This window comes from Pedobacter yonginensis (assembly GCF_003173595.1).
Taxonomy (GTDB): Bacteria; Bacteroidota; Bacteroidia; order Sphingobacteriales; family Sphingobacteriaceae; genus Pedobacter; species Pedobacter yonginense.
Genome location: NZ_QGNZ01000001.1, coordinates 1025508 through 1037632, shown reverse-complemented (window position 1 = coordinate 1037632; position 12125 = coordinate 1025508). Strand labels below are relative to the sequence as shown.

Here is a 12125-nt window from a genome sequence, read left to right as displayed (position 1 = left end):
TCCAGAAAAATTTGAGTTTATGGGTCTTGCTTTTTTAAAGCCACATCCAAAATGTTTATTATTGGGGCGCATTCCATAAAACAACCGATGAAAAACGACAGCACATTATTAACCACAAAGAAGCATTTTGAAATTCTAGATGGCTTGAGGGGTTTAGCCGCAGTGGCAGTTGTTGTTTTTCATTTCATGGAAATAGCCATTACCGATTATAGCAAGAATTTCATAGGTCATGGCTATCTGGCTGTAGATTTTTTCTTTTGTTTATCGGGTTTTGTAATTGCCTATGCCTACGATACAAAGGCCGAGGACCTAGGAATAACGCAATTTTTCAAGTTAAGACTTATACGCCTCCATCCATTGGTGGTTATTGGTTCGGTGCTAGGTTTGTTAACTTTTATTGTCGATCCCTTTGTGAGTTTATATCCGGTGTATGGTTTCGGTAAAACGCTGCTCTTGTTTTTATCATCACTTTTTCTAATTCCATATCCAATAGTACAGGAGCGTTATTTTAATTTTTTTAACCTAAATGCGCCGAGCTGGTCGTTATTTTGGGAATATATTGCGAACATCTTCTACATATTTTTATTATATAAAATCGGTAAAAAATATTTGATTAGCTTAACGCTAATTGCAGCTGCGGTACTTTTTTATGTTGCCACAAAATCAACAAACTTATCTGGTGGATGGGGTGGAACAACTTTTTGGGATGGAGGTGCGCGTGTGTTTTATTCATTCTTGGCAGGAATGCTTGTTTATCGCTCCAACTGGATCATCAAGAATAATCTAGGATTTATAGGCATTTCCATCTTATTACTCTTGGCATTTTTGATGCCATATTCTAATGAATTTAATTGGATTTCTGAACCGTTTATCGTGCTGGTATATTTTCCTTTGTTGGTTGCGCTTGGCGCAGGAGCATCATTAAAGCCCTCTTTAGAAAAGGTTTGCAAGCTGTCGGGCGAAATTTCATACCCTTTGTATATGACACATTATCCCTTCGTGTGGATTTTTTTAACCTATGTTACAACAACTAAACCAGATATGTCTGTGTTAAAAGTGGTTATTCCAGTTTCCGTTATCCTCCTTATCGCTTTTGCCTATTTGGTGATGGTGTTTTTAGATATTCCCATACGCAATTACCTAAAAGATAAATGGCTTAAGCTTAGGTCTAAAAGTGTCATTTAAAATGATTTTTTGAGTCAAAACTTGCATTTCGACCTAAAAAAGAGCATCTTCGCGTTAAATAAAAATCACTTGGTATGTGATTTAGAATTCACAATTTTTTTAAACCGTTCCGAAATTTAACAAAGGATTAGGAACAAATCATAGTTGTAGATGATTAACATTACTTTACCTGATGGCTCTGTCCGTCAGTATGAAAAGGGCACTTCTGCCCATCAAATTGCATTGTCAATTTCCGAAGGTTTAGCTCGAAATGTATTAGCCGCAGAAGTTAATGGGCAAGTTTGGGATTCAACCAGACCGATTGAAGAAGATTCAAGCGTAAAGCTTTTAACTTGGAATGATCCTGAAGGTAAAACTACTTTTTGGCATTCATCTGCGCATTTAATGGCTGAGGCATTAGAAGCACTTTATCCAGGCACCAAATTTGGTATTGGTCCGGCAATTGAAACAGGGTTTTATTACGATGTAGATTTTGGCGAAAAAGAATTTTCATCGGATGATTTCAAAGCCATTGAAACCAAAATGATTGAATTGGCTAAGCAAAAGGAAATTTTTACGCGCGAGAGTGTAAGCAAAGCCGACGCCATTAAATACTTCACCGATAAGGGCGATGAGTACAAATTAGATTTAATTGAGGGTTTAGAAGATGGCAAAATTACATTTTATACCCAAGGGCAATTTACCGATTTATGCCGTGGCCCACACATTCCAAATACCGGTTTTGTTAAAGCCGTAAAATTAATGAATGTTGCTGGTGCATATTGGCGAGGTGATGAAACCAAAAAACAGCTCACCCGTATTTATGGCGTAACTTTCCCTAAGGCAAGCGAGCTAACCGAATACCTGGCGATGATTGAAGAAGCAAAAAAACGCGATCACCGCAAATTAGGTAAGGAGTTAGAGTTGTTTATGTTCTCTGAAAAAGTTGGTGCTGGTTTACCCATGTGGTTGCCTAAGGGTACAGCCTTACGTGAGCGTTTGGTTAATTTCTTAACTAAAGCACAGTCCAAATCAGGATACGAGCAGGTGGTTACCCCACACATTGGAAATAAAAATTTATACGTAACCTCTGGCCATTGGGATAAATATGGTAAGGATTCTTTCCAACCCATAAAAACTCCGCAAGAAGGAGAGGAGTTCTTTTTAAAACCAATGAACTGTCCGCATCATTGCGAAATGTACAAGTTTAAACCCCGTTCTTACAAGGATTTGCCAGTACGGTTTGCGGAGTTTGGAACGGTGTATCGGTATGAGCAGAGTGGAGAGCTACATGGGTTAACCCGTGTACGTGGCTTTACTCAAGATGATGCACACTTGTTTTGTATGCCAGAACAAGTTAAAGATGAGTTTAAGAAAGTAATTGATTTAGTGCTTTTTGTATTTAAATCTTTGGGTTTTGAAAACTATACCGCTCAAATTTCGTTAAGAGATCCAGATAACAAATCGAAATACATAGGTTCTGATGAAAATTGGAAGCTGGCAGAAAGTGCAATTGTAGAAGCAGCCCAAGAAAAAGGGTTGAACACGGTTGTAGAATATGGTGAAGCAGCCTTTTATGGCCCTAAACTTGATTTTATGGTTAAGGATGCACTGGGCAGAAAATGGCAGTTGGGAACCATTCAGGTAGATTATAATTTGCCAGAACGTTTCGAATTGGAATATACAGGCAGCGATAATTTAAAACATCGCCCAGTAATGATTCACCGTGCACCATTTGGTTCATTAGAAAGATTTGTTGCCGTATTGATTGAACATTGTGCCGGAAATTTCCCATTATGGTTGAGTCCGGAACAGTTTACCATTCTTCCTATTTCAGAAAAATATGAAGATTATGCAAAAAAAGTTTTAGATGAGCTAAATAATTCCGATATTCGCGGGCTGATTGACTACCGAGATGAAAAAATCGGACGCAAAATTCGTGATGCGGAAGTTAAAAAAATCCCTTACATGCTCATTATCGGTGATAAAGAGATGGCCGAAGGAAAAGTTTCGGTTCGTAAACATGGTACTGGAGATTTAGGTGAAATGACGTTGGAAGAATTCAACAATTTATTAATAAAAGAAATAACAGTTTAATTAAAACAGTACAAATTTGGCATTAGGAAGACCAGGATTTAACAGGGGACCACGTCCACCTTTTAAGAAGAAAGAAGCAGAACATAACATTAATCAGTTTATTAAATCGCCCGAAGTGCGTTTAGCTGGCGATAATGTTGAACCAGGGATTTATCCTTTGGCTAAAGCTTTGGCGCTTGCTGATGAACTGGAATTGGATTTGGTAGAAATTTCTCCAAACGCAGTACCACCAGTTTGTAGGATTATTGATTACAGTAAGTTTGTTTACGAGCAGAAGAAAAAGCAGAAAGAGATTAAATCAAACGCTAAACAAACTGTTATTAAGGAGATTCGTTTTGGTCCTAACACGAACGATCACGATTTCCAGTTTAAATTAAAACACGCAGTAAGCTTTTTGGAGAACGGTGAGAAAGTTAGAGCTTATGTGCATTTTAAAGGTAGAGCAATTGTTTACAAAGAACAGGGTGAAATTTTATTATTGAAATTTGCTCAGGCTTTGGAAGATGTAGGAAAAGTAGAGTTGTTACCTAAGTTAGAAGGTAAACGTATGTTCCTAACTGTTGCCCCTAAAGTAGCAAAAAAATAAAAATAGGTTTATAAATTAAAAAACAGGTTATGCCAAAAATGAAAACCAATTCCAGTGCTAAAAAGCGTTTTTCGCTTACTGGAACAGGTAAAATCAAAAGAAACAACGCATACAAAAGTCACATCTTAACAAAGATGAGCACTAAACGTAAACGTGCACTAGGTCAAACAAGTCTAGTTTCAGACGCTGATTTAGGTAACGTTAAACGTATGCTTTGCATCGGAAAGTAATTTATTAATTTCACCAGGTATCAGGCTTTAAAGTTTCCGATTGAACGGAACGCCGCTTGCCAAAAAACAACAACAACATGCCACGTTCGGTAAACGCAGTAGCTTCGAGAAGAAGAAGAAAAAAAATCCTTAACCTAGCAAAAGGTTATTGGGGAGCAAGAAGTAAGGTTTATACTGTTGCTAAAAACACAGTAGAAAAAGGTTTGCAATATGCATACCGTGACCGTAAAGTTAAGAAAAGAGAATTCCGCGGATTATGGATCCAACGTATTAATGCAGGCGCTCGTCAGCACGGTATTTCTTACTCTCAATTAATCGGTAAATTAGCTTCAAAAGAAATCGGTTTAAACCGTAAAGTATTAGCTGATTTAGCAATGAATCATCCTGAGGCTTTCAAAGCTGTAATTGATGCAGTAAAATAGAAATCTTCGCCAAGGCGATTATAATATTTAAAAAGGGTTTTGATATTTATCAGAACCCTTTTTTGTTGCAGATGATTTTTATTTTCAATGTGCTTTGGTACCTGTCTCCAAGCACCATTCTTAGAGGGTTTTTTTTGGTTCGTAAAAACACGAAAAAAGGCATGTGGTATTTGTAATTGTTTTAGTTTACAAATCAGATTGCCATGGTACGTCCCCCCACGTACCATTGTTGGAAGATGTGTTTTTGGTTCGTGAAGACACGAACCAAGGCATTTGATTGTTTTAGTTTAAAGATCGCCATGGTACGTGTCCCCACGTACCATTTTCGGAAAATATTTTTTTGGTTCGTGAAGACACAAACCAAGGCATTTGATTGTTTTAGTTTAAAGATCGCCATGGTACGTGTCCCCACGTACCATTTTTGGAAAATATTTTTTTGGTTCGTGAAAACACTAACCTAGGCGGTGGTGCCAAAGTTTTATCGTTATGCTGATAAGACTAATTCAAACTGTTCGTGAACTTCATTCGAATTCCACTCTGAAAATTTAGGATGGTTTTAAAGATTTCAATCAGAGTTACTTTCTCTATTTTTGTAAGTGAATCAATCTCAATAAAATTATTTGGAGCCGTATTCATTTCGGTGATTAGCCTAGCCTGATGTTTTAATCTCAAACTCATGAGGTAGTAGTAAGCTTGCGATAATTCTTCAAATTGATTTTCTGTAAAAATGCCGAGTTCTTTAAGCGCTGTTAAACGTTCACCGGTATTTTCCTTTTGAAAAATTCTATTTTGAAGGGCATAAACCCTTGCCAAATCTACAATTGGAGTCATAGCCGTTTTAATATCAAATACTTCTTTCTTCTCTATCTTTTGTGTTCTGATGTTTTTAAAATAGGTGAGGGGTGGTTCGTAGAGTAATGCATTTTTTGCGAGATACACGTAAAATTTTTCTATGGGTTTTTGGAGTTCCTCATTAACGAAAGATCTTAACTTTTCCATAATGCTTAAATCACCATAAATTGCCCTGCAATCGAAAAAGGCAGCAAATTTTACAGCTGCTTCCGGTAGAGCCTCTTCAATCCAATTTTTGTAATTGTATTTCCAATGGGCTAAGGAATGAGTCCAATTCGGGTTAGAAGCCATATAATCGCCGTCGCAGTACACAAAACCTACATAGTTAAGCTTATCAGAAACCTGACCAGCGAAATCTAGAAAGTACGAACGTATGGCAGCCCGATTTTCTTCAGTCGTATCTTCATAAATAATCGCGTTATCCTGATCCGTTTTCAGACTCAATTCTTTCCTGCCTTCGCTTCCTAAAACCATAAATACAAATTTGGCAGGCGGCGGCCCAAGCTTAGCAATTACTTCTTCTATAATTTTTAGCGAAATGGTATCGGCAATGGTGGTTACCACTTCGTTTACAATTTTGGCATGTACACCCCTCTCCAATAACTGCGAAACGATGAGGGGAACTTTTTTGCCACTTGTTCTTCAAATCGTGGGTATTTACGGCCGATTTAACAGATTGAATGAAAACCAGTGGAGACTCTGCTTGCTCACTTAATAGCCTGTTCCGACTTAAAAAGCCTAAAAAATTTCCGCCGTCAGCCACCAAAAGATAACGAGAATGCGTACTAAACATCATCAGTATGGCCTCATAAACAAAGGCTTGAGGCGAAATGGTGATGATGTTTGGATCCATCACCTCGCTTATGGCTAAATTGGTACTGCGCTGCTTGGCAATTACTTCATCCCTTAGGGTAATATCGGTTACAAAACCTAAAAAGTTGTTTTGGGCATCTCTAACAAATAAACAACTCGTTTTATGTTCGGCCATTTTAGCTGCAACCTCAAAAATGGGTGTTTCGGGCAAGCAGCTTACAATTTTTTTATAGGTGATGTCGCCGATTCTGGAAGTATATATTTTATCTATTAACTTATTTTCCATGCCATAATCGATGTATAATTCTTCTAAAGAACGATTGATTGGGGAAGACTAACGCTTTAGTGAAACGGTGTTCTTGTTGATATACTGAAGTTAAGGATATTCTTTCATTGCTGAGTAGGTGAAAGAAAATTTTAGCCGTATTGAGCGCATCTGCTAAAGCGTTGTGCATATCAGCGGGCTCTTCATTAAAAAGTAAAGCATAAAACCGATTCAGTTTCAAATGGCTAAGAGCAGCTTTGTTTGCAAAATTTGCACTTGCTAACATCGTACAATAGAATTTCGAGTTTTGGAATATATTTTCTTTACCTAATCTGTACAGTTCAATATTAATCATGTGAAAATCGAGTTCAATAAAATGCCCGATAATGAGTGGCTTAAATTTAAGCATATCGTTGTTAAACAACTCCATAACCTCACTCAATGCTTCACCATGAATTTTTAAATAGTCGCTTGTGATGTGATGAATTTTTTCGGCAGACTTATCTATTTTAAAATCATCATTTTTTATGAAATGGTTTTCGCGCTTTACTTCCTGGTAATTGCTGTCATAAATAATCCATGCAATTTGCACAATGTGGGGCCAATTTTTTTCTTTCGAATAGGGCGCATTCCAGTTTTTAGGTAAACCAGAAGTTTCAGTATCAATAACGAGGAAAAAATCTTGCAAATTGGGTGATTAGTTTGGGTTTAGCTCTCAAAGTTAAGGGGCCATCAGTGGTTCTTCCATTTCAAAGATAATTAATTTAAGCATTTAATGGGCGTTTGGAGATGCCATAAATACCTAACTGATTGTGTAACCAAAGAAAAAAGGATGGTTTCGGCTTGAAAAATCAGTGGCAAAAAAAAAGCACCTTATCAATGATTTGATAAAGTGCTGATAAAAATGGGGTTATGTTTAAATATTGAGCGCCAAATACACCAACGCCGCAATGGTAGCCCCAATAATTGGCCCCACAATTGGTACCCAAGAATATGCCCAATCGCTGCTACCTTTTCCTTTCATCGGGATTAGGGCATGCACAATGCGTGGACCTAAATCTCTAATTGGATTAATGGCATAACCCGTAGTACCACCTAAGGCTAAGCCAATAACCCATACCAAAAAGGCGACAGGGATTGCGCCTAAAGAACCAAGGCCAATTGGGGTTTTATCGGTTCCCATTTCTGCGTTGGTAAAATAGAAGATTACGAAAATCAGCACAAATGTGCCCAGTATTTCTGAGAAAAGATTAGATTTCAAATTTCGAATGGCTGGCGATGTTGCAAAAGGTGCCGCCTTCAAGCCTTGATCGTCGGTTGCATCAAAATGATCTTTATACATCACCCACACTAAAAAAGAACCCACTATTGCACCGCAAAGTTGTGCCAAGATATAGTACGGAACTTTGATCCAAGCAAATTTTTGTGCCAGTGCTAAGGCTATCGTTACCGCTGGATTTAAATGCGCTCCACTATATGGTGCTGCAATAACTACACCCACAAAAACAGCCAATGCCCAAGCGGTAGTGATAACCATCCAACCGCTATCGTTGCCCTTGGTGCCCTTTAGCACCACATTAGCCACCACACCATTTCCTAAAAGAATTAAAAGCGCTGTGCCTGTAAATTCTGCTACAAATTCTGTCATGAGATTTTTGGTTAGTCGTTTTAGTCTTCAGCATTGACACGAGCGGCTTTAATTGCCCTGTTCCAGCCCTTAATTCTTTCTGTATTGTCTATACCAGCTTCAGCTACAAAAGTTCGGTTTATCTTCCATTGCGATCGGATTTGGTCGATACTATCCCAAAAACCTGTTGCTAAGCCTGCTAAATAAGCAGCACCTATGGCGGTAACCTCGGTAACTTCAGGCCTAATTACTTTAGAGTTTAGCAGGTCTGCTTGAAACTGCATTAATAAATCGTTCGCGGTTGCCCCACCATCAACTCTTAATTCGGCTATGCTCACGCCTGCATCCGCTTCCATGGCTTTCAATACATCCATCGTTTGGTAGGCGATGCTTTCTAGAGCTGCCCTTGCAATGTGCGATTTGTTTGTACCTCTCGTTAATCCGGTAATCGTTCCTCGCGCGTGTTGATCCCAATGGGGTGCACCCAAGCCTGCAAAGGCTGGAACCACATAAACACCTTGAGTATCTTTAACTTTTTTAGCCAGTGTTTCAACATCGGCTGATTTCGAAATTAAACCCATTTCATCCCTCAACCACTGCACAACGGCTCCACCAATAAAAATACTTCCTTCTAAAGCGTAAATTACTTCGTTGTTGATTTTCCATGCAATGGTGGTTAAAAGATTATTGGCCGAAATTTTAGGTTCTTTGCCAATGTTCATCAACATAAAACAACCCGTGCCGTAAGTATTTTTAACCATACCAATTTCTGTACACATTTGGCCAAATAATGCCGATTGTTGATCGCCTGCAATGCCTGCAATTGGAATTTTTGCAGCTAGAATATTACCTGCGGTTTCTCCATATACCTCGCTAGATGATTTTACCTCTGGCAGCATCTGTTTGGGAATGTTAAAAAGCGAAAGCAATTCTTCGTCCCATGATAGGGAATGGATGTTATATAGCATGGTTCGGGAAGCATTGGTTACATCCGTAACATGGGTTTGTCCGTTGGTTAATTTCCAGATTAGCCAACTGTCTACCGTTCCAAAAGCCAATTTCCCTGCATCTGCTTTTTCTCTAGCCCCCTCTACGTTTTCCAGTATCCATTTTGCTTTGGTGGCCGAAAAGTAAGAATCAATAATTAATCCTGTTTTCTCTTGGATTTTTTTTGCTAAGCCTTGTTTCTTAATTTCATCGCAATAGGTTGATGTTCTTCTATCTTGCCAAACAATGGCATTGTAAATCGGCTGTCCCGTCTCTCTATCCCAAATTACTGTTGTTTCTCTTTGATTGGTGATGCCGATAGAATTGATATCTTTTGCTGTTAAACCAGCTTTAACAATAACCTCTGCGGCAACCGAAAGCTGTGTTGACCATATTTCAGCCGGATTATGTTCTACCCAGCCTGCCTGTGGGTATATTTGGGTAAATTCTTTTTGGGCAATGGCCACAATTTCGCCATTGTGATTAAAAATAATTGCCCTCGAACTTGTGGTTCCCTGATCGAGAGACAGGATGTACTTACTCATAATGTATAATTGGTTAGGTATTAATTCGCTAGTTCTGGTTGTTCTACATTGCTGTTAGAATTATAGATATAGCCATCAGCTAAAGTATTAAAAATTTCTATTTGATTATTTTCCCAGTTTTTGTCTGCATTTAATTCTTTGGCCAGGAGGGCGGCCACTCTCGTACTCATTTGTTTTGAAGCCTGTGCATCGATAAATAATATTCTTAACCTCCTGCTCAGAATGTCTTCAACAGTCTCTGCCATTTCATGTCTGGCCGACCAAACCACCTCAGCTTCGGTATATGGATATTGAGGATGAAGTTTTACTTTGAATTCGGGTTCTGCTTCCATTAAAAACTCAATTTCAACCCGATCCGTTCCATAAATATTCATATAGCTATCTCCATTAGGTTCAGCACTTCCGTGTATGGCTAAATTTTCAGTTACACATGCTTTCGTTTCTAAACCAACATGCTTTATGGCCAAATCGACCGTTTCCTCTGCCATTCTTCTGTAGGTAGTCCATTTACCGCCAGTGATGGTGATTAAACCCGGTGCAGATATAATGAGTTTATGATCTCTGCTGATTTCCTTTGTGCTGTTACCATCGCCAGATGTTGGCGCAGCTAATGGCCTTAATCCAGAAAAAACACTTAAAATATCCCGTTCCAAAGGTTTCCTGTTGAAGTAAGCCGATGCTGTATTCATAATGAAATCAACTTCTTCTTTCAGTGCTCTAGGTTCTAAGCTGTGTTCATTTAGGGGAGTGTCGGTAGTTCCAACTAATAAATGATTGTGCCAAGGCACTGCAAAAAGCACCCTACCATCTGAAGTCTTTGGAATCATTAGGGCTGAATTACTATTTAAAAAACTTTTTTCAAATACAACATGAACACCCTGACTCGGTCGTACCATTTTTTTGGATTGGGGATTATTCATATGTAAGATTTCATCAACAAAAACGCCCGTCGCATTGATCACTACTTTTCCATGAAAAGTATTCGTCTTCCCTGTTAAGGTATCTTCTGTTTCAATGCCAGAAATCTTCCCGCTAGAATCTTTAATCAGATTGGTAACTTTGGTGTAGTTTAAAAGCGTTGCGCCCTGCTCGGTAGCGGTTTGTGCAATGTTAATGGCGAGTCTTGCATCATCAAATTTTCCGTCGAAATATCGGATAGAACCTTTTAGGCCTTCAGCTTTAATGCCAGGCATGATATTCAAAGTTTGTTCTTTCGAAAAGAATTTTGATTTTCCGAAACTAAATTTTCCCGACAGCCAATCATAGAGCGTTAATCCGACCAAATATTTAGTAACGGAAAACCAATCATAACATGGAATGATAAATTCCTCTTTATCAACCAAATGTTTTGCATTTTGTTGCAATAGGCCACGTTCTTTTAATGCATGCCTTACCAAGCCGATATCACCCTGTGCCAGATAACGTACGCCGCCGTGCACCAGTTTTGTACTTCTACTGGATGTGCCTTTTGCAAAATCAGATTGTTCTACAAGTAATGTTTTAAAGCCTCTACTGGCAGAATCTAGTGCAGTGCCCAAGCCTGTAGCACCACCTCCAATTATAACCAAATCCCATATTTCATTTTCAGGTATATTCGTGTTGTGTAATCTTTTCATTTAGGATTAAAAATAATAAATCGAAACAATACGCAAGTATATATAATTATTATCGAAACAATATTATCTATTTGTTAAATTTTATTAAATATTGGTGGAAAATATTTTAGTCGTTGTTTTATTTGCTAATTTGCAGTCGATATAACAAAAGGTTTATGATGAATTTAGCTGAGCGGCACCAGTTTATACTTAGTCGATTACAAAAGGATCAATACATTAACGTGGTTGATTTATGTAAGGAATTGAAAGTGTCGTCTGTTACCATTAGAAAGGATTTAAAACTGCTTGAAGATAAAAGCTTACTTTTCCGTACGCATGGCGGGGCAACGGTAAATAATCCTTACACGGTAGATCGACCTGTTAATGAAAAGGAAAAGATTCAATCTACCGAGAAAAATAAAATAGGCATAGCGGCAGCCTCACTTTTAAACGAAAATGATTCGATTGTAATTGCATCTGGCACTACGGTGTTATATTTTGCGAAAAATATAGCGCCTAATACCAATTTAACAGTAGTTACTTCGGCTTTAAATGTGGCGCTGGAATTAATGCGTGAGCCAAGCATAGAAGTAATACAGTTGGGCGGTTTGCTGAGGAAAAGTTCATCATCAGTGATGGGTAGTTATGCCGAGCAAGTTTTGCAAGATTTTTATTTTAATAAATTATTTTTAGGGGTTGATGGGATTGATTTAGATTTTGGCCTAACAACCACAAATGCGATGGAGGCTCATCTAAATCGGAAAATGATTGGCGCCTCTCAAAAAACAATCGTGTTGGCCGATTCTACAAAATTTGGCAAAAGAGGCTTTGGCAAAATATGCGGACTAGAAGAAATTGATCACATAATTACAGATAAAGGAATTTCTGAACAAATTGTTAAACATTTAGAGGGTTTAGGTGTTACTGTAACTATCGTATAGG

At 38.2% G+C, this 12125-nt stretch carries 12 protein-coding genes; 6 read left to right on the top strand and 6 right to left on the bottom strand.

What is annotated here, in order from left to right:
- Window positions 1–87: 87 nt before the first annotated feature.
- The 5 genes from DHW03_RS04565 to rplT all read left to right on the top strand — a co-directional run bounded on the left by DHW03_RS04565 (window position 88) and on the right by rplT (window position 4499).
- Window positions 88–1185, top strand: a complete 1098-nt coding sequence (locus tag DHW03_RS04565) for an acyltransferase family protein (RefSeq protein WP_109925010.1) — start codon at window positions 88–90, stop codon at window positions 1183–1185.
- 150 nt (window positions 1186–1335) lie between these two features.
- Window positions 1336–3261 carry a threonine--tRNA ligase gene (gene thrS / locus DHW03_RS04560; RefSeq protein ID WP_109924533.1) on the top strand — a complete coding sequence of 642 codons (1926 nt, stop codon included), beginning with the start codon at window positions 1336–1338 and terminating at the stop codon, window positions 3259–3261.
- A gap of 16 nt (window positions 3262–3277) precedes the next feature.
- Window positions 3278–3847: a translation initiation factor IF-3 gene (gene infC / locus DHW03_RS04555; RefSeq protein WP_109924532.1), complete on the top strand. Its 570-nt coding sequence runs from the start codon at window positions 3278–3280 to the stop codon at window positions 3845–3847.
- Between the two features lie 29 nt (window positions 3848–3876).
- Window positions 3877–4077 (top strand): 50S ribosomal protein L35, encoded by a 201-nt coding sequence (gene rpmI, locus DHW03_RS04550; RefSeq protein ID WP_109924531.1) that lies wholly within the window; start codon window positions 3877–3879, stop codon window positions 4075–4077.
- 77 nt (window positions 4078–4154) lie between these two features.
- Window positions 4155–4499, top strand: a complete 345-nt coding sequence (rplT, locus tag DHW03_RS04545) for a 50S ribosomal protein L20 (RefSeq protein WP_025144714.1) — start codon at window positions 4155–4157, stop codon at window positions 4497–4499.
- 498 nt (window positions 4500–4997) lie between these two features.
- Here the strand turns inward: rplT and DHW03_RS04535 are convergent, their stop codons facing one another.
- From DHW03_RS04535 to DHW03_RS04515, 6 genes are all read right to left on the bottom strand, one after another.
- Window positions 4998–5951, bottom strand: a complete 954-nt coding sequence (locus tag DHW03_RS04535) for a DUF294 nucleotidyltransferase-like domain-containing protein (protein ID WP_240618465.1) — start codon at window positions 5949–5951, stop codon at window positions 4998–5000.
- Window positions 5857–6450: a CBS domain-containing protein gene (locus tag DHW03_RS19475; RefSeq protein WP_240618464.1), complete on the bottom strand. Its 594-nt coding sequence runs from the start codon at window positions 6448–6450 to the stop codon at window positions 5857–5859. Before DHW03_RS19475 ends, DHW03_RS04535 begins: the two co-directional genes overlap by 95 nt.
- Window positions 6440–7117, bottom strand: coding sequence for a 3'-5' exonuclease (locus DHW03_RS04530; protein WP_109924529.1), 678 nt, complete (start codon window positions 7115–7117; stop codon window positions 6440–6442). Before DHW03_RS04530 ends, DHW03_RS19475 begins: the two co-directional genes overlap by 11 nt.
- Before the next feature lie 228 nt (window positions 7118–7345).
- Window positions 7346–8077: an MIP/aquaporin family protein gene (locus tag DHW03_RS04525; RefSeq protein WP_109924528.1), complete on the bottom strand. Its 732-nt coding sequence runs from the start codon at window positions 8075–8077 to the stop codon at window positions 7346–7348.
- A gap of 20 nt (window positions 8078–8097) precedes the next feature.
- The gene (gene glpK, locus DHW03_RS04520) at window positions 8098–9588 is read right to left on the bottom strand and encodes a glycerol kinase GlpK (RefSeq protein WP_133248499.1); all 1491 of its coding nucleotides are present in this window, start codon (window positions 9586–9588) and stop codon (window positions 8098–8100) included.
- Window positions 9589–9608: 20 nt separating this feature from the next.
- A complete protein-coding gene (locus tag DHW03_RS04515) occupies window positions 9609–11204 on the bottom strand; it encodes a glycerol-3-phosphate dehydrogenase/oxidase (RefSeq protein WP_109924526.1) in 1596 nt (531 codons plus the stop codon).
- Between the two features lie 155 nt (window positions 11205–11359).
- Here DHW03_RS04515 and DHW03_RS04510 point away from each other — a divergent pair, with 155 nt between their 5' ends.
- Window positions 11360–12124, top strand: coding sequence for a DeoR/GlpR family DNA-binding transcription regulator (locus tag DHW03_RS04510; protein ID WP_109924525.1), 765 nt, complete (start codon window positions 11360–11362; stop codon window positions 12122–12124).
- Window position 12125 lies beyond the last annotated feature (1 nt).